The sequence below is a fragment of the Dyadobacter sp. genome, assembly GCF_017744695.1.
Classification (GTDB): Bacteria; Bacteroidota; Bacteroidia; order Cytophagales; family Spirosomataceae; genus Dyadobacter.
In genome coordinates this window covers 18137-43273 of record NZ_JAGIAS010000001.1, presented here as the reverse complement: position 1 = coordinate 43273, position 25137 = coordinate 18137, and the positions used below count along the sequence as shown (strand labels likewise).

Annotated in this window: 24 protein-coding genes; 13 read left to right on the top strand and 11 right to left on the bottom strand. The window is 50.7% G+C overall.

Annotated features, from left to right (window positions below; all coding sequences use genetic code 11):
• Positions 1 to 40 precede the first annotated feature (40 nt).
• On the bottom strand, positions 41 to 919 hold the full coding sequence (locus J7619_RS00205; RefSeq protein ID WP_291192693.1) for a tetratricopeptide repeat protein: 879 nt from the start codon (positions 917 to 919) through the stop codon (positions 41 to 43).
• Positions 920 to 1069: 150 nt separating this feature from the next.
• Here J7619_RS00205 and J7619_RS00200 point away from each other — a divergent pair, with 150 nt between their 5' ends.
• Positions 1070 to 1651 carry a Crp/Fnr family transcriptional regulator gene (locus J7619_RS00200; protein WP_291192691.1) on the top strand — a complete coding sequence of 194 codons (582 nt, stop codon included), beginning with the start codon at positions 1070 to 1072 and terminating at the stop codon, positions 1649 to 1651.
• A gap of 75 nt (positions 1652 to 1726) precedes the next feature.
• Entirely contained in the window at positions 1727 to 2176 is a 450-nt protein-coding gene (locus J7619_RS00195; RefSeq protein ID WP_291192689.1) for a DoxX family protein, read from the top strand.
• A 63-nt stretch (positions 2177 to 2239) separates the two neighbouring features.
• On the opposite strand, the gene J7619_RS00190 is transcribed toward J7619_RS00195, so the two are convergent.
• Positions 2240 to 3586 carry a Gfo/Idh/MocA family oxidoreductase gene (locus J7619_RS00190; protein WP_291192687.1) on the bottom strand — a complete coding sequence of 449 codons (1347 nt, stop codon included), beginning with the start codon at positions 3584 to 3586 and terminating at the stop codon, positions 2240 to 2242.
• Between the two features lie 194 nt (positions 3587 to 3780).
• Positions 3781 to 4866 (bottom strand): T9SS type A sorting domain-containing protein, encoded by a 1086-nt coding sequence (locus J7619_RS00185; protein WP_291192685.1) that lies wholly within the window; start codon positions 4864 to 4866, stop codon positions 3781 to 3783.
• 679 nt (positions 4867 to 5545) lie between these two features.
• Here J7619_RS00185 and J7619_RS00180 point away from each other — a divergent pair.
• Positions 5546 to 6514, top strand: a complete 969-nt coding sequence (locus tag J7619_RS00180; protein WP_291192683.1) for a methylenetetrahydrofolate reductase — start codon at positions 5546 to 5548, stop codon at positions 6512 to 6514.
• Here J7619_RS00180 and J7619_RS00175 read toward each other — a convergent pair.
• Both J7619_RS00175 and J7619_RS00170 read right to left on the bottom strand, forming a co-directional pair.
• Positions 6504 to 7967 (bottom strand): lipopolysaccharide biosynthesis protein, encoded by a 1464-nt coding sequence (locus J7619_RS00175; protein WP_291192681.1) that lies wholly within the window; start codon positions 7965 to 7967, stop codon positions 6504 to 6506. The genes J7619_RS00180 and J7619_RS00175 overlap by 11 nt on opposite strands.
• A gap of 41 nt (positions 7968 to 8008) precedes the next feature.
• Entirely contained in the window at positions 8009 to 8725 is a 717-nt protein-coding gene (locus tag J7619_RS00170) for a class I SAM-dependent methyltransferase (protein WP_291192679.1), read from the bottom strand.
• 246 nt (positions 8726 to 8971) lie between these two features.
• Here J7619_RS00170 and J7619_RS00165 point away from each other — a divergent pair, with 246 nt between their 5' ends.
• Positions 8972 to 10108 (top strand): glycosyltransferase, encoded by a 1137-nt coding sequence (locus J7619_RS00165; protein ID WP_291192677.1) that lies wholly within the window; start codon positions 8972 to 8974, stop codon positions 10106 to 10108.
• 41 nt (positions 10109 to 10149) lie between these two features.
• Here J7619_RS00165 and J7619_RS00160 read toward each other — a convergent pair whose 3' ends face one another.
• Entirely contained in the window at positions 10150 to 10896 is a 747-nt protein-coding gene (locus J7619_RS00160; protein WP_291192675.1) for a TylF/MycF/NovP-related O-methyltransferase, read from the bottom strand.
• A 572-nt stretch (positions 10897 to 11468) separates the two neighbouring features.
• On the opposite strand from J7619_RS00160, the gene J7619_RS00155 reads away from it, so the two are divergent.
• Positions 11469 to 13232 carry a thiamine pyrophosphate-dependent enzyme gene (locus J7619_RS00155; RefSeq protein ID WP_291192673.1) on the top strand — a complete coding sequence of 588 codons (1764 nt, stop codon included), beginning with the start codon at positions 11469 to 11471 and terminating at the stop codon, positions 13230 to 13232.
• Between the two features lie 3 nt (positions 13233 to 13235).
• Entirely contained in the window at positions 13236 to 13727 is a 492-nt protein-coding gene (locus J7619_RS00150; protein WP_291192672.1) for an MEKHLA domain-containing protein, read from the top strand.
• Here J7619_RS00150 and J7619_RS00145 read toward each other — a convergent pair.
• From J7619_RS00145 to J7619_RS00130, 4 genes are all read right to left on the bottom strand, one after another.
• Entirely contained in the window at positions 13721 to 14398 is a 678-nt protein-coding gene (locus tag J7619_RS00145; protein WP_291192671.1) for a phosphatase PAP2 family protein, read from the bottom strand. The two genes, J7619_RS00150 and J7619_RS00145, sit on opposite strands and share 7 nt — an antisense overlap.
• Positions 14399 to 14411: 13 nt before the next feature.
• Positions 14412 to 16835 (bottom strand): outer membrane beta-barrel family protein, encoded by a 2424-nt coding sequence (locus tag J7619_RS00140; RefSeq protein WP_291192670.1) that lies wholly within the window; start codon positions 16833 to 16835, stop codon positions 14412 to 14414.
• 64 nt (positions 16836 to 16899) lie between these two features.
• Positions 16900 to 18171 carry a HAMP domain-containing sensor histidine kinase gene (locus tag J7619_RS00135; protein ID WP_291192668.1) on the bottom strand — a complete coding sequence of 424 codons (1272 nt, stop codon included), beginning with the start codon at positions 18169 to 18171 and terminating at the stop codon, positions 16900 to 16902.
• The gene (locus J7619_RS00130) at positions 18168 to 18842 is read right to left on the bottom strand and encodes a response regulator transcription factor (RefSeq protein ID WP_291192666.1); all 675 of its coding nucleotides are present in this window, start codon (positions 18840 to 18842) and stop codon (positions 18168 to 18170) included. Before J7619_RS00130 ends, J7619_RS00135 begins: the two co-directional genes overlap by 4 nt.
• 152 nt (positions 18843 to 18994) lie before the next feature.
• Between J7619_RS00130 and J7619_RS00125 the strand changes: the two genes are divergently transcribed.
• On the top strand, positions 18995 to 20080 hold the full coding sequence (locus tag J7619_RS00125) for a serine hydrolase (RefSeq protein WP_291192664.1): 1086 nt from the start codon (positions 18995 to 18997) through the stop codon (positions 20078 to 20080).
• 78 nt (positions 20081 to 20158) lie between these two features.
• Here J7619_RS00125 and J7619_RS00120 read toward each other — a convergent pair whose 3' ends face one another.
• Entirely contained in the window at positions 20159 to 21364 is a 1206-nt protein-coding gene (locus J7619_RS00120) for a PQQ-dependent sugar dehydrogenase (protein WP_291192662.1), read from the bottom strand.
• 177 nt (positions 21365 to 21541) lie between these two features.
• On the opposite strand from J7619_RS00120, the gene J7619_RS00115 reads away from it, so the two are divergent.
• The 6 genes from J7619_RS00115 to J7619_RS00090 all read left to right on the top strand — a co-directional run bounded on the left by J7619_RS00115 (position 21542) and on the right by J7619_RS00090 (position 25135).
• Positions 21542 to 22114 (top strand): Crp/Fnr family transcriptional regulator, encoded by a 573-nt coding sequence (locus J7619_RS00115; protein ID WP_291192660.1) that lies wholly within the window; start codon positions 21542 to 21544, stop codon positions 22112 to 22114.
• 207 nt (positions 22115 to 22321) lie between these two features.
• Positions 22322 to 22768 carry a hypothetical protein gene (locus tag J7619_RS00110; RefSeq protein WP_291192658.1) on the top strand — a complete coding sequence of 149 codons (447 nt, stop codon included), beginning with the start codon at positions 22322 to 22324 and terminating at the stop codon, positions 22766 to 22768.
• A gap of 80 nt (positions 22769 to 22848) precedes the next feature.
• A complete protein-coding gene (locus J7619_RS00105; RefSeq protein WP_291192656.1) occupies positions 22849 to 23037 on the top strand; it encodes a hypothetical protein in 189 nt (62 codons plus the stop codon).
• The gene (locus tag J7619_RS00100) at positions 23037 to 23300 is read left to right on the top strand and encodes a hypothetical protein (protein WP_291192654.1); all 264 of its coding nucleotides are present in this window, start codon (positions 23037 to 23039) and stop codon (positions 23298 to 23300) included. The genes J7619_RS00105 and J7619_RS00100 overlap by 1 nt, the downstream gene beginning before the upstream one ends.
• A complete protein-coding gene (locus J7619_RS00095) occupies positions 23236 to 23850 on the top strand; it encodes a terminase small subunit (RefSeq protein WP_291192652.1) in 615 nt (204 codons plus the stop codon). The genes J7619_RS00100 and J7619_RS00095 overlap by 65 nt, the downstream gene beginning before the upstream one ends.
• Positions 23825 to 25135, top strand: a complete 1311-nt coding sequence (locus J7619_RS00090) for a PBSX family phage terminase large subunit (RefSeq protein ID WP_291192650.1) — start codon at positions 23825 to 23827, stop codon at positions 25133 to 25135. The genes J7619_RS00095 and J7619_RS00090 overlap by 26 nt, the downstream gene beginning before the upstream one ends.
• The last annotated feature ends 2 nt before the right edge of the window (positions 25136 to 25137 follow it).

Genomic DNA, 25137 nt, shown 5'->3' with positions numbered 1-25137 from the left:
AACATGCTGGGTAGCAGGGCGTGGGCCCGAAGGGTGTTTGTTACCTTGCCTGAAGTGTTGTGAGGACGGTCCTGGCGTTGGTATTCTGAGGATTGAGGGCAAGTGATTTCTGATAGGCTGCGATCGCCTCTTTTTTTCGGTCCAATTTCATAAGGCATTCGCCATAGCTGTCGAAAGTGTTGAAGCCATTGGGGTAAAGTTCTGTATTCAGCTTGAATATTTTGACGGCTTCCGAAGGGTTAGCCATCAATTTATACCCGAACGAATTGATAGCTGTCTCACTTACATCGTACAATGACGCTGCGCCTTTTTGGGCCTCCGCCCGTATAAAAGCCGCGGTTTCGTCGGTAGATTGATGGATATCGTGGTATTGGGAAATCGGCCGCAGGTTCATCCGGCGTTCCTTGACGAGCTGCTCCGCCAGAGTCTCCACATGGTAAGCCCGGCGTTCCTGGTCAGTAACCTTTGTGCTGTCGATCTGATAACGCTGCCACTTCCCATTCTGGCCCATCATGACATATTGCGTACCATAAATCTGCGGCAAGCCTTTCCGCATAAGGTGCCTGTCGATGGCCGCTGCCAGCAGCCATTTTTTCACAGTGCTGTCCAGGTCGAGGGCATGCCGCATCAATGCAACGGCCTTGGCGGAAGCAAGGGTGTCTGTGCCGTGCTGAAAGATCATGGCGCTTCTGTAAAAATCTTGCCCGGTGAGGACCTTGTTGGAATCCAGTAGCTCGTCCACTCTTCGGCGTCTCAGCGAATCGGCCTTGTTCAGGATGGTCCAGTCGATATTGGCAACCTTCCGGGCAGATTGGTCTTCATCGTACATCCGCTGGATTTCCGCATTGTCGGAAGTTTGCGCAAACAGCGGTGCGAAGGTCAGCATGACGAGCGCTACAATGGAGATGAGCTGTTTCATGGAATCGGGAGTTGATGAATTATCCGACAAAAGTATTGAATGTCAGAAGTATACTTTTCCGGGCCTGCCGATCGACCCTGTTGCAGGAGTAAAGCATTTGAAGAGCTGCTGTAAATGCGCTAGTTTTAAGCGGTAAACCAATGCCCTGGAATGAATACCGCCCTGTTACTTCAAAATATCGGAAACCATGTTCGGCTTGAACCGGCGGAGGCGGATTTATTGCTTTCCCTGTTCCAGCCGAAAGTGTTGAAGCGAAAAGCATTTCTGTTGCGGCAGGGCGAGGTGTGCCGGTCAGAGAATTTCATTGTGAAAGGGTGTGTCAAGGTGTATTCGCTGGATGAAAACGGGTTTGAGCATATCCTGATGTTCGGGATCGAAGGCTGGTGGGTAGGCGATCTGCTCAGCTTTCTGACGGGCCGGGAAAGCCGCTATCACATCGAAGCATTGGAGGATACCGAGCTGCTGCAAATTACAAAGCCGGATCTTGACGAGCTGTACGAGCGGGTGCCCAAAATGGAGCGCTTTTTCAGGATACTCCTTCAAAATGCATTCATTGCCCATATGGAGCGGATCGATCAGTCGCTCTCGCTCGACGCTGCGGGTCGGTATGCGCAATTTATCCGCAAGTACCCGGCATTCGGGCAGCGCATTCCGCAAAAGCAGATCGCAGCTTATCTTGGCATGACGCCCGTATTCCTCAGTATGCTCCGTAAAAAATCGATGGCGGGCTGATTTCTTCAACTACTTTAATTTTTTCGACCGCCGCTTTCCGGTCCTTTGTTGCCTCAAACAACAATTCTCAAAGTAATGAAAGCAATCATTTTTAGAACGAACGACGATTGGACCGGCCTAATTCTCCGGCTCACCATAGGTTTGATCCTCTTCCCGCATGGCGCGCAAAAAGTGCTGGGCTGGTTTGGCGGCCCCGGCTTCGATGGGGAAATGCAGTTTTTTACAGAAACCCTTCATATGCCCTGGCTGATCGCGTTCCTGGTTATCCTCATCGAGTTTGCCGGTGCAATCGCCTTGATTGCCGGGTTCGCTTCAAGGCTCTGGTCGGTAGCGATCATCGGGCTGTTTACCGGGATTATTTTCGTGGGGCAGCATGCGCAGAACGGTTTCTTTATGAACTGGTTCGGCAACCAGCAGGGCGAAGGTTATGAATACCATTTGCTCGTGATCGGGCTGGCGCTGGCGGTTGTCGTCCAGGGGAGCGGGCGCTTTTCGATCGACAGGAAGCTACTGGCCGCAGCTTAATTCCGGAGGTACCGGGGGACGAATAAGCCCCTGCAAAACGGGCATTTGCAGGGGCGATTATATTTACACGACCGGGTCCCAGCCCTTCGCATACTCGCGTGACCAGAGTTTTTCAGCTTCTTTGTCTCCGATAATATGCCCGTTTTTCGGGTCGATTTTCAGGTCGCGGCCTACGCGCCAGGCGATATTGCCGAGCTGCATGGCTACGACGCTCTTGTAGCCCAGCTCCACGTCGCAATTCGGCTTGCGGTTGTTGCGGACCGCGTCAAGGAAATCGGCGACGTGAAGGTTGTCCATGCCGAGGCTGGGACTGGCGAGGTTCCGGCCTTGCATACCGGCTTCCTCGGTAGGGGAGTTCACTTCTTTGATGAGCTTGCCGTCGAGATCGTACACCTTGTAGGAATCGCCACCGGTGTCGAGGCTGCCGTTTTCGCCGTAAAATATGATCCCACGGTCCTGGCCTTCGATTTTGCGACCATTGGAGCTCCTCGATTCCCATATCAGCGAAATGCGGCCCGGATAGTCCATGGCGATGACCTGCGTGTCGGGCGTTTCCCAGTCGTCCTTGAATTCATACCGCCCGCCGACGGAGCTGACGCGCGTCGGAAAGTCGACGCCCAGGCCCCAGCGCGCCACGTCCACCTCGTGCGTGCCGTTGTTGAGCGCTTCGCCGGTACCCCAGTGCCAGAACCAGTGCCAGTCGTAATGGATCAGGCCTTCCTTGTAAGGCATGCGCGGGGCCGGGCCCTGCCATAGTTCGTAGTCGAGCCACGAGGGGACGGTACCCGGTTTCAGGTAAGTGGCCTTTCTTTTATTGGTATACCATGTTTTGGCCAGATAAACGCGCCCGATAATGCCCTGGTGCAACTGTTTGATACCTTCCGTGAGCACAGGCGCGGACCTGCGCTGCGCGCCCATTTGCACCACGCGCTTGTACTTGCGCGCAGCCTCGATCGCGAGCTCGCCCTCGCGGGGGTTGTGGCTCAAAGGTTTCTCCACATATACGTGCTTCCCCGCCTGGCAACCCATGATCGTCAGCGGCGCATGCCAGTGGTCCGGTGTGGCGATATATATGGCGTCGATCGATTTGTCTTCGAGTACTTTACGGCAGTCTTTTTCGGATTTGGGTTTAGCGGTTTGTTTGGCTTCCATCACAGCTTCGATGGCCTTTGGGACGGCCCGCTCGTCCACGTCGCAAACCGTGCCTACTTCCGTATTTTTCTGGCCGGCAAAGGTGCCGCTCATGCTTTTACCCCGGCTGTTAACCCCGATCGTCGCCACACGTATGAGGTCGTTGGCGCCGATAATGCGGTTGTAGCTCTTCGCACTGAAACCCATGGCCGTACCGCCGATGGCGATTCCCAGCGAGCCTGCTGCGGTAGTTTTTAAAAATTCGCGTCTGTTAGCCATGACTTGTAATAATTGATTCGATTTACTAAGCGTTGCGGTGCCCGGATATACCTTTCGGTAGCGGGCAAATTCGCAGATTTTGATGCGGCCTGGAAACTAAGAAAAAAAGCAGTAGCAGTCTTTCGTCTGCTACTGCTAAAAATCCCCCTTTAGTCGCAATCCTCTATTGATTTCAGGGGATGCCGGGCGTTTCGCTATGGAACGAGTACCTTTTTGGTCGAACGGCCGTTGTGGGCGCCTTGAAGCAAGAGGAAATACAAGCCTGCCGACAGGTTGTTTTGGGGTTTTAAAACGAATTCATTCCCTGTCCTGGCCAGCGAGAACCGCTGCGCCCTTCCCGCTAAATCATAGAGGCGGATCGCGGATGCATCTTCATTTTTCAGCAGGAATCGGATCTCCGTTCCCGATGCCGGATTCCCCAGCAGTTCGAATGCAACGCTATTTGCGCCGTTGTCAACGGCAATGAGGCGTGAGATTTCGAAACTTCCGTCAAAATCGACGATCCGCAGGCGGTAATAATTCATCCCCGACAGCGGTTTGGTGTCCAAAAACTGATATTGGCGGGTAGCCGTTGAGTTGCCGAGCACATTCACCCGGCCTACCTGCGCAAATTCCCGGGCATCACCGCTTCTTTCGACATCAAAGTAGTGGCTACCCATTTGTTCCGTAGTAGTCCATGAAAGGCCGATCGCATTGTCGAGCAACGTCGCGTTGAAGTGCGCCAGCTTAACAGGCAGTACCACGTTACCCCCTTTGAGAAGGCATTGCAGCGGAGGCGTCTCCTTGTCGTTGGACTCCGTTGCCCATGCATCTGCCTGAATATCCGGCAATTCGGAGCATGCGCCCGGTACGATCAGCTGGATATTATCCACGGTGATCCTGAAAGAACCCCCTCCCAGATCGGTTTCGCTCACGGTGAGTCCGGCAAACATAGGAGTGACCGTGTTGTCGGGAGCATAATCGGGTAATAAGGCCACGGGAGAATCAGTGCTGAGAGCAACCGTCGCGAGCACATTTCCGAGTTCATCTTTGGTAGGTCCCTTCTTGTAATCAGGTGCGGAGTAGTTGGTTGCCAGCCAGAAATGGATGTAAGCGAATTTGTTACCATTGTTTTTAGTGAGTGTAAAAGAGTATTTGATATTAACGATGCAATTTCCACCGGAAGCCGAAACACTGTTTAGTTCAATCAGATCATCACTCAGCAGGCACGGGTCGGCCAACGCAACGGAGGCCGGTAAACTTACCATCAAAATCAATCCTAATGCTTGAAGTGTTTTCATAATACAGGACGTTTAGTAGGTATTTGTTATACATTAATATACATCCTGAATCTTTAAATAGTTAAATATTTTTTGCGAATCTGAAATAGTTTTTCTAAAATTGGACGTAGCTGAGTATGATGTAAAACTACATCTCGCTGCCTATGAAATACTCCTTTGAGTTGTAGAATTATATCTGAACGTATACATTCCAAAATATATATTATACTGATTATAAGTAGTTTGTATTGATTATTGAAGTATTTCTTTGGCTGGAAAATTAAAAAATCGAGAAATTGGCCGCTTTGCCGAAACCTAATTTGAGGTCGGAGTTTGCTGAATTTGTAATATTTGAAAAGTGCAATTACGAAAACAGGTTGTTTCTTGGTGTAGTACCATTTTGTTGTTCTGGCTCCCTGCCTTGGATTTGACCGGGGACTTGTATACGCGAAAGGTAAATCAGAGGTGATTTTCGGGCGTCGCGATGGATCGAACGGTATCGTGGACAGCGCTCCGGGCAGGCGGGGCCGGAGTGCTGAATAATAAAAAAAACAGGCGGCGGGGTAATCCAGTAGCAATAAATCCAGAAAATGATGTTTAGTTTGAAGAATGGACGAAAACGATAGATGCGACAGCAGGGAGAGCGTCCGTAAGCAGATCATCTTTTAGGAGAAGGGGCGGGTGCCCGTTAAGTAATGTCATGTTTCTAAGCAAGATCAAATCCCAAGAATCCGGAGTGGTGCTCTACGGTATCACACCACCCAAAGCCGACACCACTGTTGAACGCGTTGCCGAAATCGCCCAGAAGACCATTGAGCGATTGGCCGCCCTGGATATCGATGCATTGGTCGTATATGATGTGCAGGACGAATCGGCCCGCACGAAGGAAGAAAGACCCTTCCCGTTCCTGAATTCGCTCGACCCGCTGCATTTTGCTTCGGAGTATCTGGGAAGCCTTGAGGTTCCGAAAATCATTTACCGTCCCGCCGGCAAGTTTTCTACCGAAGAACTATCGGAATGGCTGGACTTACTGCACAAGCAAAATTTCTATCCTGTTTTCGTGGGCGTACCTGCCCCGGATTTTCCTGTGAAGACAAGCCTTCCCGAAGCTTATAAAATCTGGCGAAAGAATGAGGAAACGTCGGTCATCGGTGCCGTGACGATTCCGGAAAGGCATAAAATCCTGCAAGACGAAGATGTGCGGATCCTGGACAAGATGGAATGCGGCGTATCGTACTTCATTTCACAATGCGTGTTCAACCTCGAATACGCCAGGAAGGTGGTCGAAGACCTCGCCGAGCGTTGCGCCCGCGAGCAAGTAACCCCGCCGACCATAATTTTCACCATCACGGCCTGCGGTTCTGAAAAAACGCTGCAGTTTATGGACTGGCTGGGCATCAACGTGCCCGAAGACGTGAAAGAAGACCTGCGGAAGTCGGAAGATATTCTGGAACGATCGGTCAATATTTGCCTCGACATTGCTTCCGAGCTCACTGCATTCTGTATGGAGCGTTCTATTCCTTTCGGCTTCAACATCGAAAGCGTCGCCATCCGCAAGGCTGAAATCGAGGCTTCGATTTACATGGCAAGTCAGATCAGTCAGATGCTGAAAGATAAGGGCGTACGGAAATCGGGCAAAGTACAGCCAGTTCTCAGGACTACGACTTGATCCTTGCCGATACATTGGCCAAAATCTTTTTAACCAAGCCCATCACCATTTCGAAATGAAATGCCAGAAAGGTGATCCCCAGGATAGCAGATTTAAGGATAAGCAGATAGAACAGGTTCGAATTGTTGGGCTTAGGACTAAAGAATACCTGCGTTAGGTAGAGGAGTATTATCAGAACAGCAGCTAGTCCGAGGTGCCTGACAATCACTTTCAGAAATCTGGTGAAACTGCTACCCAGAATCCGGTTGATCAATACGTAATACACGATGACAAAATTCGTCGCGATCGCGATGGAAATGCAGAGGGCGGTAAGGGTCAGCGACTTGAAGTAGAGAATGCCGAGCAGCGTCGCGGAGATAGTCGTGAAGGTGGCCAGAATACCCATTTTGAACAGCATATCGGTCCGGCCCATGGACTGGAAAATGGCACCGCCGCTTGAATTGACCATTTGAAGCCATATGGAAGCCCCGAATATTTGCAGAACGGGCGCAACCTCCATCCATTTGGAGCCCAGTACCAGGTATACGATCTCGTTTGACGAAAAGAACACGAATATCGAAATAGGAATGCCCAGCATTGCCAGTATGTTTACCACTTTGAGATATTCTTCGAAAATGGTTTTTGGCTGATTGACATATCTCGCGAGCACGGGGTGGAGCACAGGCGTGATCACGTGCGTGAGGTTCGCTACCGGATACATCATGAGCTGGTAGGACTGGTTGTAAATCCCCAGATTCTGGTTACCCATGAACTTGCCGATCAATATGTTGTCCAGGTTTCGCGAGAAGTAATTGATGAAATTGAATGCGAACTGAAAACCCGAATACCTGGCAATTTTTCTAAACCCGCCGAAGCCGAAACCTTCCACCAGCCTCAGTTTGGAAAAGTAGAAGCACATCAGGCAGATCATCAGGTTGGAGAGGATCGACCGCCATACGATCGAGTAATAGCTGTACCCTTTCATAGCCAGGAAAACAACCAGAATGCCCGTGGTGACGCTTGCTGCGATTTCTATCCCGCCCAGTAATTTGAACGACTTGTCCCTCATCAACAGACTCCTGGGAACACCGGATAATGAGCTGAAAAAGACGCTGATCGCGAGCAGCTGACCGATCGGAATGTACTTGTCGCTCTCGTAGAACCAGGCAATGCTGTAAGATAAAAGGTAAAATGTGAGTCCGAGGAAGGTGCTCAACAGAATGGTTACTTTAAAAATATCGGAGATGTCCTTTCCCGTCAGGTCGCGGTTTTGAACGATAGCGGATCCTACACCAATGTCGCCCAGAATACTAAAAAAAGTGATGAACACCGTCACCACGCCTACGACACCGTATTCGTTAGGGGATAAAAATCTGGCCAGTATCGAATTGATTACCAGCCCGATCAGGATGTTGCTGTATTTTGAAATAAAAACAAAGAAAGTCCCTCTTTTGATTTCTTGATCAACCCGCATTTTCTGTAAGTTTTATTACATGCCCGCTCCGGACCGGGCAACTAGGCTTTCGGAGCGTTCTTTTTCGCAACGAGAATGTAAGTACATGCATCCTTGTCTTTACCGCCCTGCGAAGGTATTTGGTCGAACAGGTAAATGAGAGGTTGAAAAATGATCGCCAGGACGGGACGTAAGAACGGGGGTAGTGCAAATGTGAAGCCATCCTGGAAGAGTTGAAGGCCCATGGCCGACCGGCCGATGATCCCCCGAAAGTGGATTACTTCAAACCCCGCATCAGTCACGACTTTTTTCAAACCGGTGGACGTCCAGCGCCAGAAATCGGTGGGGTCGGGGTGGAACATCCAGTAACCATGCGTGCTCAGGATCAATTGCCCGTCGGTTTTGAGTACTCTTAGGGCTTCTTTCAGGTACTCTGTCGGATTGACAACGTGTTCCAGTGCCTGGGTAGACAGCACGACGTCGAGCGTTTCGTCGGGGAGTTCGATTCTGCCTTCGGGAGAAATCAGAATATCGGCTACCTTGTTCCCGGGCAGGTCGATACCGATGTACTTGTGAACGTAGGGGGCTACTAATGACTCGTAAGGCCTGTTTCCGCATCCATAGTCGGCCAGCGTTAAGCTTCTTGAATCGCGCGCCACAAAATCGCGAATAACATCCTCAATGGCCTGGCGAAGTTGGCGAAGGTAATAATAGCGGGTGGCCATTCGTCCGAATATCGACGGATACAAGCGTTCGACTCCTGGTTCTCTTTCTGTCATTTTAAGTAGGTAGTGTTGATAAGTAACATTTAACGGGCGCAATTTATAACTCTTTTTCGCGAATTAAAGATCGGCCATTGTATATTTGAACGTTTTAGAGAAGCCGGCATTTTGCGTTTACAAAAGGTTACGGGGGCAATTTGGGCTTCGTTTATCCAACGTGCGTTACCAATGATTTTGCGGTAAATTGCCTGGTATGTTACACTCACGCGCCTGCGGGGCAATACACTATCCAGTTTTTGACATATGAACATTCTGGTATTCAATCAGTCATTTTTTCCGCTTAGCGAAACATTTGTCCATCGGCAGGTCGTAGGCTTGTCTGAGTATCACAATGTTACCATGTTGACCTATCGCTATGAAAATCAAGACAAGTTCCCCGTTGATGCCGAAAAAGAGCTCCTCGCCCCGTACCGGGGATTGCCTGATAAACTCATCACCAAGGTATTGCGGCTGGCAAAGGGCCAGGGTTACAAGCTGAGCTTTCAGAACCGCTCGTTGGTGGAAGGGCTGATCAAAAGGAACAAAATAGATGTAATCCACGCTCATTTCGGCCCCTCGGGGATTGAACTGCTGCCCGTTGCGAAAAAACTAAATATCCCGATGGTCGTTAGCTTTCATGGAATCGACGCCGCCCCGGCAATGCTGGGCGATCCTGAATATGCGGCTAACATTCAGAAAGTAATCGGGTATGCGAACGCGGTTATCATCGTCAGCCCGCATTTTATCGACACATTGAAACTCAGCCGGTTCAGTAACAAAGTGCATCTGATTCCCTACGGTACCGACGAGCAGAAGTTTCTTCCGGCTGACTTACCGGACCGCGAGAAAATCGTTATACAACATGTTGGTCGCCTGGTCGCGAAAAAGGGCGTCCCTGACCTGATAGCGGCATTCGCCGGGCTTTGTGGCCGGTACGATAACCTGGAACTGAGGATCATTGGCGACGGCCCGGAAATGCAGACGTGCCGCGACCTGGTCGATCAGCTGGATTTGGGGGATAAAATAGTACTACTGGGCTCCAAGCCGCACGCGGTTGTGAACGAGTATATGAAGGACGCGGACATTTATGTCCTTAACAGCCGAACCGACGACAAGGGCGATATGGAAGGTTTGCCAAACTCTATTTTGGAGGCGATGAGCATGGAAAAAGCAGTCGTTTCCACTTATCACGCCGGTATCCCGCAAGCAATTCAGGATGGGATAAATGGTTTACTGGTGAAAGAGAGGGACAATGAGGCCCTAGCTGCCGCGCTCGAAAAGTTGATTAAAGACCGGGATCTGAGACGTAGGCTAAGCGTGGAGGCGCGTAAGATGATCATCACCCATTTCAGCGCTAATGGCATGGAAAAAAGAATCCGGTCAGTGTTTGCGGAATTGTGAGGACTCTCCTACACCACTGACCGGATCGATATCAGGGCAGCTCAGACAGGCTGTGATTTAACTGCAATTCTTCCTGTGTAGTCGATTCTGTTGAGCAAAAGGGGCTTGTCTTCAAAATACTCGTCCACTGCTTTTTTACATCCGTCCCAGTGCCCGTAATCGTCGATGATCAGTACACCGGACACTTTGAGAAGCGGGTATAGATGCTTCAACTCGTGGGCAGTGGATTCGTACCAGTCAGTATCCAGGCGCAGCAATGCTATGCCATTGGACGGCAAAGTGGCCGGAATGGTATCCTCTACCTTTCCTTTTACATAGTGAATATTGGTCAACGGATATTTTGTGATGCCCATGTTCTGTTGAACGTCATGGATATCTGCAAGGCACCACACAGAGGTTTCTTTATTGCTCACGTTCTTTTCGAGCAGTTCGTCGGCATCCTCCCCCCTAAATGTTCTGTCATGCTCGGTTGGTGCAGACATACCTTCAAAAGTGTCATACAGGTACAATTGCCTGTCGGTATTACGCAAGTGCAAAAGGGTGAGAGCGATCATCATCGAGCTTCCGCCCCTCCACACTCCACATTCCACAAAATCCCCGGGGATATTGTTCTTTACCACGTATTTCACGGCATTGAACAACGCGTACATACGTTCGACGGAAGTCATTGTGTACGGCTTGCATTGATCATACAAGGTCAGGAACGTTTCATCGTCAGTAAACTTCTCCTCTTTTTTTATCCGGGATACTTGTAAACCAAAGGGTTTCAATAGCAGCGAATTGATCATAATTTAAAAGATATAGTGTAATTGAATTAAATGTTCAGGTGCAGGTTCTTATAAACTCCCCAAAATGCTCAAATAATACCTACGAATCTCATGCCGGCCAGTTCGTTTAAGATCGGGTTCAGCTGCTTGGTTTCGTTTTCCTGGTCATTCGGTCGCATTTCAAGTACCAATTGTTTCGCAGAGGACAAGTGTTTGCATTTTGCATCAACGATAGAAAAGATTCTTAGTAATTCCAAACTTGCTATCAAGTTTTTAGCCCTTTCAAAAGCCACGAAAATAGTGTGTCTCCGGGCATTAATTCAAACTTGACTACCCTGCGGTTGGTATTGGTAATCCTTCAACATTTTTTACCATGAGGGGCTGGTATCGAAACGACAGCCAAGGAGAAGATCACAGCAACCATGTTTGAATGCTTGAAATGTAGAATTTAAGCGTTTTTATAGATATATATCTACTACAAATATCAAATCATTTTACTTTTCTTTTTTAAAACTATTTCTACTTTTGAGGCATCGCCGCGATGCCAAAATACACAGTCATTTCAGATCATTTACTCAACAAACATCATAATCATGGGCCTCGAAGCGCGAGAATCCGCGTCCTGTATCCTTGAACTGGACGAACAGTTCGGGTTGGACAGCTATCAGATCATCATCACAACATTGGAAAACTGGGGCATCCGATTGTATGCCGGTGTAAATGGGGGAGGGGTCATTCATTTGCTCAAACACCTGGATCCGCTCGGCTACGGCAACACCGGGGCGCCTTCCCTCCTGACCATCGGAGAATATACGGCCGGTTTTATTCCACTAGGATATTACCTGGGCAGCGGCGAAATGGCAGCTTCTGTTGCGACCACCGGCGCTGCTACCAAGCTCATATGCTGTGGATTAAGCGATGCCAAGTTGCATGATATTCCCGCCGTATATATAGTACCGGTATCGAACGGAAGCACCGCGGGTTTTTCGCCATTGCAGGACACGACCGAGTTTGGCAGCAATATAGTAATGCAGCTTCGGGCAGAACTACCTGAATCTGTTTTTATGCTGGACAACAGGGCTACTGTAATTGAACAGCTGTCGCTTGCAAAGGAGCAGTTGGACCGCTCGAAGCCGGTTGTGCTGGTGCTGGACAATGAAGGGCTCAGTATTCCTCCAATAGATGCAAGGGCTGCTCCCGCCGTCCCCGATGTCCGCATCCGGGAAGAAGATTGTATGGAGCAGTTTCTGGCAACATTCCGGAAGGAGGTGGATGGCAGGCGCGTAGTGCTGTTCGTAGGGGAGGAAATGGCGCGTTACCCTCGCGCTGCTGCGCTCACGACCCGGCTTAGCGAGGTGCTTCGCGCCGCTACGATATGGAGCATTAATGGTGCGAATGCCGTGAGCCGCGACAATCCCTATGGCTATGGTTATATTTCTTTTGGAGGCAACGACAGGGCCATTTCGGTGTATAATTCATTGGGGGAAGATGATGTGTTGCTGGTCATAGGCGCGTGTCCCGATGAGTACACGGTCAATTTCAAGAAGATTTCTGCTTCGGCTACATTTCATTTGAGCAATATTCCGCAGGCATACGGGCTGGTTGGCGGCAGTTTGCAGCATGTGGTGGAGGGACGCTATTATCCAATGCATGCTCCGCTGGATTTGGTGTTGCAAACTTTGGCAGATGCCGCAGCCGCACGCCCGTTTGGCAACATCCCGGTGGAGAAGGCACCCCGGGATTTGAATGACTCACCCTTTGCACATGCACGCGGCGAATATGCCGATATGGCTGCGCTCTATCAACGCCTCGACCGTTGGTGGCCCGAGGGGTCTGTCGGGATCGATGATACGTGCCTGGCCTACAAAGACCGGCAATATGTAACCCAGCGCCCCAACAACAACATCCGTTTTTTCTCGCTTTACCGCGGTTCGGCCATGGGCGGGGCCTTTGGTGTTGCCATCGGCGCTAAACTGGCCGATCCTGCCAGGCAAGTGTTTTTATTTACCGGCGACGGCTGCTTCCGGCTGTTTTCGGGCTCGCTGGGCGAGGTGAGTCGTCTCGGATTGGTTGTATTTCTGCTTAATAATGAGACATTCGGTATTGTCGAACAGGGCCTGAGGAAGGTTTTGCCCGATATCGGAACGGCGTATTACCATGCACAGCTTGGCGCGGTCGACTACTGTGCCATTGCCCGCGCAAACAACTGGGACGCTATAAGTCTCGCGCCCGATCTCCGTAATCTCGATGAAATACTTGTGAGAATAGACGCCGGGCTGGACAGGTCTTTGCTCATCGAAGTTCCGGTTGATCCCAATCAGGTATTGGGTAAAAATCCACGTTTGAAAAATTTGTAATACATGAACGTTACACAAAAAGATATGCTGATCCGGCAAATAAGCGACAGTTTTCACTGGCTATCGGGCCAGCCTCTTTTCGCACCTCCGGGAGCCGATTTTTACAAATGGCTTCACGAGGAAGCTCCGTACGGCATCCTGGCACATAATACCGACGCCGATCCGCATTTTATATACGCCAACGACCACGCCGTGGCCTCGTTCAAATACACGGCGGATGAAATACTGGTCGTACCATCCAGGCTGAGTGCTTCGGAACAGGACAGGCCCGAGCGGCAACGAATGCTGGAAATCGTGTTGCGCGATGGCATTGTTTACAATTATTCGGGCCCGAGGGTCGATAAATACGGCCATAGTTTCATGATTTACGACGGAATCGTGTGGCAGCTGCGAAACCCGGACGGCCGGATTTGGGGACAGGCTGCCCTTTTCTGGACGGACGAAATCAAGCGCCCGGAATGGTTCCGTCCGATTCGGAACCAGTACCATCAATAGACCGGCTGTGACTTCGCCCGGGGTTTTCCCCATTTATACCGGTGCGTCCAGTAGGCAACTTTCATAGACAAATACCCGATTCCCGCGCCCACGAGGACGTCGCTGATGTAATGCCGGTTATTGGCCACGCGCAGCAGGCCTACGGACGACGCCACTGTGTATGACGCATAAGGCATCCACGGATAGCGGTCTTTGTATTCTTCATTCAGAAACGTGGCCGCGGCGAAAGCCTGGGTCGTGTGCCCGGACGGGAAGGAATTATAGGAGCTCCCATCCGGGCGGAGGGTATGGGTGGCAGATTTCAGGATGGTCGCAGTGGTAAGGGCCATTGCTTCGCCTTTGACCAGGATTACGGTGCGGTTGAGCACGTCCGTTTTGGACTTGACCCCGAATGCGTCGAGGCCATAAGCCACTATGAGGGGCGAAAACTGCATGTAATCGTCGATATGCGTGTGGAAACGCGGAATGTGGCGGTTTCTGCTTTCGGCGAGCTCGTTTTTGATGGATTCTTCCGAGTGGCCATTGGCTATAAGGCCGCCGATGATCAGCGAGGCAGGTGCGTAAAACTGCTGTAAAGTCAGTGGCTTACGTACAGGCAGACTGTCGGCGGGGGAAAATGTCTGTGCAAAAGAAGACGTTGAAAAGAGGAGGAAAATGATGAGGAGGCGCATGGGGTAAGCAATGTTAAAATTTGAAACTGTAACCGGCCCGCACTAGCTGGGTCTCGTAATAATCGCGGCTGTTGTAATGGAAGCCGTCACCATACACGGTTTTGCGGATCACCAGCGTACCGAAAAGGTCGGTCGCGTTGAGGAAGATCTCGCCTTTGGGCAATTGCCGTTTGGCCCCGGCATCCACCGAGAAGCGGTAACCTGTGCGGCCCTGTGGTACTATGTCGGGTGCCTGGTAAATGGTCACTACTTGCAGCTCGGTTTTTTTACCTTTCAGCACAGCGCTCACTTTGGCACTGCCAGAGGTGAGCGTTTGCTTAGGCGCGCTGAAAATGGATTTTACGGGGTACAGGTTCTCGACCGAGAATGCATTGACGGTATTCTTATACATATTACCATTCACATTCACCGAAAACCAGGGGGCAAGGTCTTGCTGCAACACCAACTCGCCGCCTGTGTTGTAGCTTTTCCCGGCGTTCTGGAAAATGTTGTATATCAGAGTGCTGCCGGGCACAATGGTACCGATGCGGGTAATGGTCCCGTTGATCTGCTTGCGGTACAATGCAGCATAGAGCGAGCCATTGGTCCAGCTCGTTTTGTAGCCGGCCTCCCAGGAACTGGTAAATTGCGGTTTGAGGGCAGGATTACCGATTTTGATGATCTCCGCATCGTCATATTTAGGAAAAATACGGATATCCACCTCATTGGGCCTGTCGACGCGGCGGTTGTAGAACAGCGATACCTTGTTATGGTCGTCGATTTTGTAGGCGAAACGTACATTCGGGAAAGGCTTTGCGTAGGTATAGCCGTCGCTGTGGTAAGTGGGGTGCGTCGGATTGACATCGTAACGGAGATTGATATACTCGACCCGCAAGCCTGCTTCCACCTCGAAATTCCTGTTTTCAAAAACATAATTTCCATACACAGCCGGGATCGTTTCCTTATAATCCGCCCAGCCGCCGGCCAGGCTGTCGATAGGGGAGTTCTGGCCCGGAGCGGCGACGCCCGGGAAGAATTGCATGTTTGTCGGGATAAACCGCCTGCGCAGTTTCAGGCCGCCTTCCAGCCTTCCGTACCGCAGCGGGCGAATGTAATCGGCATTGAAATCGAACACGTTTTCATCCGAAAGCAGCTTGAATGCATCTTTCCCGGTGAAATCGGGCATGATATTAGAAAAAAAATACTGCTCGTTTTCGCGATGGAAAGTGTAGTTGAGGCCTATGTTGAGCAAGCGTCCCGGTTGCGCGTATTTGTGCTGGTAGGACGCGCTGGCGGTTACGGTGGTTTTTAACTCATCTTCCAGGAACTGCCAGAGCCGGTTCCGTTGGGTCAGTTTTGCATTGAAAAATGGCTCGTCACCACGGTCGAGGATCTTTTCGCTGCTGAACAATGCCGAAACCGATAATGCGTTGTTTGCGTCGAAAGTCCAGTCGACCCCGGTTTTGGCGGTCACCACGTTGGTGCTGCGGTTCCGCTTGGTTTGCTGCCGCACGGTATCCCCGCTGTCGTAGTAACGGTTCACAAACTCGTTTTTGTTGAGCGTCGGGGTGTGCAGGTAGTCGCCCTGGAAAAACACATTGACCTTTTTCTTCTTATAATTCAAAGCCAGCGAAGGGTTCAGTTTGAGCGTGTTCTTGTATTGCGGGCGGATATCGGGCAGGTTTTCTTTCCGCACCCACAATGCGCCAAGCCCCGCGGCCATGCCTATTTTCCCATTAAAACCTTCTTGCTTTTCTTTTTTGTAAATAATATTGATGATCCCCGCATTGCCATTCGCATCGTATCGGGCCGAAGGGTTATTAATGATCTCGATCCGTTCGATGGCCGAGGCCGGGATATTATCAAGGCTTGTCTGACTGCCGAAACCGGTAAGCGCAGTCTGGCGGCCATCTACCAGGATCGCCACCTTGTCGCTGCCGCGCAGCAGCACTTTGCCGTCCTCGCCGGCAGTTACGCCGGGCAGGTTTTTCAGCGCCTGTAACACCGACCCGCCGCTCTGGCTCACATTGCGGCTGATATTGAAGGTCTTCCGGTCGAGCTTGTCGTCGACGCCCTCGGCTTGCTGGCCGGTGATAGTCACTTCCTGCAAGTTCTGGGAATCGTCGGCCATCCGGAATTCGCCAAGGTCCAGGAAGGGGCTCAGGGTACCTACGGTAATGGGCTTGCGCAATGCTTTGTATCCCAACGATACGCATTCGATGCGGTAGTTGCCGCTTTTCACGTCGGGCAGGCTGAACCGCCCGAGCTCGTTGGTAATGGTACCCGTTACAAAGGCGCTGTCTTTTTCAGTCTTGAGAACAATATTGACAAATGGGAGGGCCTGCCCGCTTGCCACGGAGGTAACCTGCCCGGAGAGCGTTACCTTGCTTACCTGTGCTTTGAGCTGCAAAATGGTAAGAAAGAAGCAGAGGCAGGTGAAGAGTCGTTGGAAGGCCATTCAGACATTTGTTTTTGATGATCTGATGGCAAAAATGAGGACCGATTTGGAAGAAATTTCGAATTCAGAAACGGACGGAAAAGCGGTGCATACCCTGCGTAAAATCATAGCATATCCGCCAGCCGCAACGGTCGCATATCTCGCGCGCGATTGCGAGCCCGAGCCCGCTGCCCGCGTGCTCGTCCGACGCCTGTGCGAACCTCCTGAAAAGGTTCTCCGTCTGTAATGCGCCCGCTCCCGTGTTGGAAATTGTGAGCACGCCGCCGTCTAAATGCACCCGTATTTCCCCGTCTTCGGGCGTATAGCGCACCGCATTCACGAGCAGGTTCGTGAGCAGAATTTCGGTCAATACCGGATTGGCTTCGACGGTAAACGGACCGATGTTTTCGGTGTAATGCAAAGCATTGTTTTCAAAACGGTCACTAAACTGTTCAGCGATAGCTGAAAGCGTCTCATCGAGTGCTATTGGCTCCTTTTCCTCAAATTGCGAATGCTCGATGCGGGCCAGCAGGAGCAAATTCTTGTTGATGCGCGAAACGCGGTTGATCGCCTGGTAAACCTGCTCGACGATGCGCATTTGTCCCGCGTCGAGCGACTGGCTCTGTAAAAGCATATCCAGCCGGGATTTGACAATGGCCAACGGGGTCTGCAATTCATGTGACGCATTCTCAGTGAATTCCTTTTGCTGGCGGTAGGAGGCCAGGCTGCCTTGCATTAACGTATCGAGACTGGCGTTCAAATCCGTAAATTCGGTTACGTCCGATGCCGGTAATGGCACGGCTTTGCCGGTTTCCAGCCTAAATGTGCGAAGGCCGGCGAGCGTGTCGTAAAACGGCTGCCAGATGCGCAGGGCGGTTTTGCGGTTGAGATAGATAAACCCTGCAAGCAGCAGCATGATGAAAAAGGCCGTCACCCCACCGATGGCGAGGATCGTTTCGTCTACTTCCTCCATATTGGTTTCGATCAGCACGCGGTAGAGCTTGTGATTCACGCGGATGTCGGTGGTCAGGCACCGGAACTGCTCGCGGTCGTGCATGAAACTGTCGAACCGGATAATGGTATAAAGGCTGTCGGGGCGGGGAGTAGTTGTTGGATTGAATGAAAAGCCGGGCTGTACCTTGTCGAGCACGTTGATCATATTATCCACCGCGGTATCGGGCAGGCTGAGCCGGGTGAGACGTTTTTCCAGTTTTTCGCGGATGGCGTAATGATGCTTGTCCAGCTCGTTTTCCCAAATCACGTCGATAATCAGGAAGTAGACCGGAATGCTGATCACCAGCACGGTGAATGCATAGATCACCAGCGGGCGCAGGCTTTGGTCGAGCAGCTTTTTCATCCTTCCCATTTGTAGCCGGTCCCGTAAATCGTTTTGAGGTAATTGCCATAACCAGCCTCCGTGAGCTTCTTTTTCAGATTCTTTACATGGGCGTATACGAAGTCGTGGTTATCAAACATGTCGGCAATATCGCCCGACAAATGCTCAGCCAGGGCACTTTTGGCGATTACCCGGTTTTTGTTCCCGATAAAGAACAGCAAAAGGTCCAGCTCCTTTTTCGTGAGCACCACCACTTCGCCGTGGACAGTAATTGTTTTACTGAGTAAATCGACCTTCAACTCATTTTGCACAACATCGTTATGGTTGCCAAAGCTCCGCCTGCGGATCACCGAGTAAATGCGGGCCGCCAGTTCGGGCAAGTGGAAGGGTTTGGCCAGGTAATCGTCGGCACCGGCGTGCAGGCCCCTGATCTTGGTTTCATAATCGCCCTTGGCCGATATAATGATCACACCGTCTTGCTGCCCCTGCTTTTTGAGCGTTTCCAGGATGTCCATACCGTCACCGCCCGGCAGCATCAGGTCCAGCAAGATGCAATCGTAACGGTACAATTCCACTTTCTCACGAGCCTGCGCCCACGTACCCGCGTACTCGCACAGGTAGTCCTGCGCCGTCAGGTAGGCTCCGATGCTTTCGGCCAGGCCGGGCTCGTCTTCAATGATCAGGATCTTCATTCGGGCAATTTAATGCAACAAATTGGAATTCTTTTTGAATTTCTGTAACCCCTTGCGCCAGTTGCTGCTCTCATAAAATGCTTGCCGGGAGGCACCTTTTCTTGCTGTTGAATTAAAAGAATATCACTATGCTTCTTACTAAAAATCTTCTCATGCCGGGAATAAAAAAGATGTTTGGAAAACAGGCCAGCTATCTCACCGTATTGCTTTGTCTGGCAATTTCTGTTGCAAATGGACAACAACCCGCCATGCCGGACATGGACGACCCACAAGCCGTGAAGCAGTGGTTGAAAGGCAAGAGAATCCCTGCGCTGGCCATCGGCTATATTGAAAATGGGAGTATTAAAAAAATCGATGTATTTGGTGAATTGAAAGCTGGTGTTCCCGCGCGGGAGAATGCGGTTTTTAATGTGGCGTCGGTCACGAAGACCATCACGGCTATGGTAACCCTGAATCTTGTGAATGCGGGCAAATGGAAACTGGACGAGCCGCTGGCGCATCACTTTACGGACCCCGATGTGAAGGATGATCCCAGAAGCGGACGGCTTACCACGCGGGACGTCCTTACGCACCGCACTGGGTTTCCCAACTGGCGCACCGAGTCGCCCGGAGGGAAACTCGCCTTTCAGTTTGATCCGGGCACGAGGTACCAGTATTCAGGAGAAGGAATGGAATACCTGAGGCACGCATTGGAGAGTCGGTTCAAGCGTTCGCTGGGCCAACTGGCAGATTCAATCATTTTCAAACAGCTGGGGATGCGGGATACGCGGTTTACATGGAACGAAGCCGATGAAAGTCGCTTCGCGTATCCGTTTGATGCTGGTGGAAAGCAACTGGAAGTGGTCAGGAATACCGAACCTAATGCAGCAGATCTGCTCAAAACTACCATTACTGATTATTGTAAATTCATTACCTGGGTATTGAATGGCGGCGGATTGAGCGAGCGCTTGCGGGAAGAAATGGCCAGTCATCAGACCCAGCGGAAAGCGAATTCATACATGGGGCTGGGTTGGGTAGTCTACGATCCTGTTGGAAAGGGCGAATTTGCTTTATCTCACGGTGGGCACGATCCCGGCGTACATACCATTTCCATCTTGCTGCCGCAATCGAAACGGGCGCTGGTGATTTTTACCAATTCGGATAATGGCATCCAGCTTTACCCGGATCTGCTAAACCACTACCTCGGTACACAGGGGCAGGCTATCGTGGCCATTGAAACAAGTAAGAACCCGGGCTAAATCAAACACCCGTCGGATTGCTCATAGGGATCCGACGGGTGTTTGCATGATGGAGTTTTCTGAAAAATACTCCGGGAATTATTTCTTGCCTATTTTATACAACCTTCCCTGATCGGTAACCGCGTAAAGCGCGCCGTCATGGCCTTCGGTAATGTCGCGGAAACGCTGGTTTTCGCCGGAAAGAAGCCTTTCCTCACCCACTACCTTGTTGTCTTTGATCACGATACGGCAAACGTGCATGCCGCTGAGCGACGAGATAAACAGGTTATTTTTCCATTCAGGGATTTGCTTGCCGTCGTAGAAAGTGATGCCGCTTGGAGAAATAACGGGGTCATAGTAATACACCGGTTGCTCCATTCCTTCTTTTTGCTGGATCACATCGCCGATTTGCTTGCCGCTGTATTCGATACCGTAGGTGATCGTAGGCCAGCCGTAGTTTTTGCCGGGCAATATGCGGTTGATCTCGTCGCCACCTCTCGGGCCGAATTCGGTTTCCCATAGATCCCCGGTAACCGGGTTGATCGCCAGCCCCTGGACGTTGCGGTGACCGTACGAATACAGTTCCGGACGAGCACCTTCCTTACCAATGAACGGGTTGCCTTTGGCAGGTTTCCCGTCGGTGGTAATGCGGATCACCTTGCCCAGGCCGGAGTTGAGATCCTGTGCCTGCGGGCGGGTAACGAGGTCGGAACGCTCGCCGGTGGATACGAAGAGGTTCCCGTCTTTCGCAAATTTCACGCGGCCGCCGTAGTGGAGCGTGCCTTTATAAGCAGGTGTTGCCTGATAAATGACTTTTACATTTTCGAGTTTTGTTCCGTCGGCCGATAATTTGCCTTTGGCCACGGCCGTCAGGTTGCCGTCGGCAAGCGGTTCTGAAAACGCCCAGTACACCATTCTGTTTTGTGCAAAGGCGGGATCGAGGGTCACTCCGAGCAAGCCGCCCTGGCCGTCGCTATTCACTTTGGGCACGCCGTCGATGGGTTTCCCGACTTCTCCGGTAGCCGATACGATGCGCATAGCCCCGCCTTTTTCTGTCACCAGAAACTTGCCGTCCGGCAATACCGCGATTCCCCACGGTCTTTCCAGAGAGGACGTCAGTACTTTTCCTTCATACGGGGTTTTGGTCACAACCGAGCCGATGCGGGTTTGGCCTGCAAATGCAGATTTGTACTCCGAGTTAGGCTTTTTAGTCTCGACGGGTGCACCAGCCTGCTGGGCGATCGAAAGGGATGGCGCAAGGGCCAGGGATGCGCCGGCGACGAACGCGTGGATTGCAAATTTCATTTTTAAGGAAGTTTAGTCTTAAAGCCCGGAATTTGTCAGGGCGGACAGTTGCGAATTTACTATTTTCATTCCAGAACGAACGCCAAAGCCGGAATAAAACGTTTCCGGCTTTGTTAAAAGTGAGTGAATAGGGCGGGTAATGACGTAATTTTATCGCCCACCAAATCAAGGCGCCGTATGCAGCAACTGATTACCCATATTACCGCGCACAGCTCGATAGGTCCTGAAACCCTGGACGCGATCGGCGACTTTTTCGAAGTACGTACTTTTAAAAAGCGGGAATTGTTGCTGCAAGAGGGGCAGCGGTGCCAGGAGAAGTTCTTTATCGCGAAAGGGTGCGTGCACCTGTACTACCTGCGCAGGAATGGGGTGGAGCAAACCATCGATTTCGCATTGGAAAACTGGTGGACGAGTGATTTCATGGCTTTTCAGCACGGCGGCATCGCGCAATTTTCCATCCGCGCCGTCGAGGCAACGGAAGTTTTCGCAATTTCCGCTACCGGGCAGCGCGAAATGTTGTCGGCATTTCCTGAACTGAACGAATACTTCCACCTGATGTTCCAGCGCGCTTATGCGGCCTCGCAAATGCGCATACGGAAGACGTACGAACTGTCGAAGGAGGACTTGTACCAGGATTTCAGCCGAAACTATCCTGCCTTTATGCAGCGGGTACCGCAGTACCTGCTGGCTTCGTTTTTGGGTTTCACGCCCGAATATCTGAGTGAGATCCGCAAGAAATTCGTTTCTTAAACTGGTTTAATAAAGGAAGCAAGCTAACGAGCTCTCTTTGAGCATAATGTAAACATGTCAAAAAACCGGTGAGCGTAAAAGGGGGCGATTGGAGAGGCTAAGCGAAATTGTAAATAATTGTTGTCAAAAAATTTGAAAATTTTTTCGAGTTGAGGTACTTCGTGATCACTTCACTTACATCAGCAAAGCTAAAAAATTTTCAACCAGATGAAAAAGTTCATTTTTCTCTCGCTGTGCATGGTGCTCATCGCGCTATCAACGTTTGCACAGACCAAGGGAGTCTCATCCTTCACATCGGAGGCGAACTCAACCAAGATTGACACGGTTGTCAACGCTACTACGAAGTATCAGGTCTTGAAGGCCGCGAATTCCGGCGACATTTTAACCGTCCAGGTAACAGCTACCAAAATTTCAGGCACGACAACCGGCGGTATTATCCGACTGTACGGCTCGAACGATAAGGTAGCATGGGTCCGTGTCAAAGAAGGTGCTGCGCTCGCGGCCGCCGATTCGTTGATATTGACTAATGTGTCGACGCCTCAAACGATAGTCTTTACTGAGAAGCCCGGGCGATATTTATGGTACAGGGTGGCGGTACTCGGCGCGGCAACGTCCTCCACTAAATTCAGTTCGGTGGCGGTCAATTCCCGATAACGCTTTCAATTTTTTGTGTTTGGTTATTTGACAATAGGGGCGGATTCTATCCGCTCTTTATTGCTTTAATACTTCAACGTATGTCACAAGATCAGATCGATACTTTGAACGATGCGGAGCCAGGCGACCGGTTTATGGTCGAGGTTCGTTGCGTGGCTGAGGAGGCAACGACAGAGGGGGAATCCACGATGTTTATTACCAAACAAGACGGCAGCGTGATTCTTGTCGACAAGTTTTTCGCAGTTCGCAAAATGACCAGAATAGCCTGATGGAAGCAGCAACTATTTTTTGCCTGGGAATTTCCTATACGATTTCCGCAGGCTTCATAGCCCTTCTTTTGATGATCCTGAGTGAAGACCTGAAAGATGTTTTCGTCAGGGTTTTAACGTATACAATGTTTGTGCCGGCGGTGAATTGCCTGGTTGCCCTGTCCTTCGCCGTGATCGTTTGCTCTAAGTTAATTGCCGATGGCCCTAAAAAAGAAAACCCGGAAAAAGACGGCGCGAAGCCGGTCGCAGGGCGCCGCGTCTGAGTCCAGTAAGCTGACGTTGAAGCAGCAGCGGTTTGTCGAGGAGTATACCAGAGATTTCAATGCCTCCGCTGCATGCATCCGTGCTGGTTATTCTGAGCGGTCAGCTAGTGTCATTGGGAGCCAGAACTTAGGAAAACTTAACATAAAAAATGCCATCGATGCGAGAGTGAAGGAATTCTCCATGTCGGCAAATGAAGCGCTGATGCGTATTTCGGACTTTGCGAGGGGTAATTTTACCCCTTTTTTGGTGTTGGGTGATGATGGTTATGTTTCGCTAGATCTTTCCAGTCTCCCGGCTCAACAGAACCTACACCTGATCAAAAAGGTGAAGCAAACCCGAAAGACCTACGGCGACGATGTTCCGATTACTGAGGTGCACACTGAGATCGAGATCCACGACGCGAAGGATGCGGTAAAAACGGTGCTGCAAATGCATGGTAAGCTGATCGATAAGAAAACGATCGATCACACCTCGAACGGCCTGCCGATCGAGAAAACCGAGATTGTTTTCGGAGATGGTTCCCATGGCGACGCAGATAAAACTGAGTAAAAAATATGCTCCTCTTTTTCAGTGGCTGACAGCGAAACCCGGCAGTGACCTATCGAAGGTCAATAAGGTGATCATCACCGGCGGCCGGTATTCGCAAAAGTCATTTGCTGTGGGTATGTGGTCGTGCATTGCGGCAAAGGATTTCAACCATAGGATACTGTACACCCGCTACACGCTCACCGCCGCCCAGGATTCTATCATACCTGAATTCGAGGAAAAGATTGGCATCCTGAATTGTCCGCAGGCCTTTGTGGTAAAAAAGGACCGGATCGATGGAGCAACGAATAAGAGCAAGATCGTATTCAAAGGGATAAAGACAAGTTCGGGTAACCAGACGGCAAACCTCAAATCCTTGAAAGACTTTTCGGTTTTCATCCTGGATGAGGCCGAGGAGATGCCAGACTTTAAAAGCTGGGACAAGATTACAAAGTCAATCAGGGCACTGGATGTAAGGAATATCTCCATTATCATCCTCAATCCGGCAACAAAAGAGCACTGGATACACGAGGAGTTTTACGAGGGGCGCGGTGTTCCGGATGGTTTCAATGGTATTAAGGACGATGTGCTTTACATCCATTCGTCTTATCTGGACCTGGAACGCGAATACATCGACGATGCGAACTGGAACGACTTCGAGGATAAGCGCAGGGCGCATGAGGTGTACAAAGCCCTTTCGGATGACCAAAAGGCCGATTGTGATCCAATCATAGTAAAGAAGGCCAAGTATTACCACCACGTTGTTGACGGTGGCTGGTTGGGCAAAGCGGAGGGAGTTGTATTCGAAAACTGGTCGATCGGGAAGTTTGAGGAAATTGGAGTGCCGCTTTATGGTCAGGATTATGGTTTTAGTGTCGACCCGACCACCTTGGTGAAAGTCGCCATTGATAAATCGAGGAAGAAGATATTTCTCAAAGAGCTGCTGTACGAGCCTGGACTCAAAACCAGCCAGATCATTGCGAAGAACAAGCAGCTCACTAATGGCGCCCTTATTTATGCCGACAGTGCGGAGCCTCGGTTGATTGTAGAAGTAAGGGAGGGTGGGGTAAACATAAGAGAGGCGTTGAAGCCGCCGGGAAGTTTGACGGCAGGCATTGCGATGATGCTCGATTACGAATTGATAGTTGACCCTTCAAGCCTTAATCTGATTAAGGAGCTCAATAATTACGTGTGGCACGATAAGAAATCAAAAACACCTATTGATGCCTGGAATCACCTCATAGATGCGGCTAGATATGTGGTATACAGTACATTAAGTATAAAAGTGGTCGGTGGCCGAGGAGGCTAAAA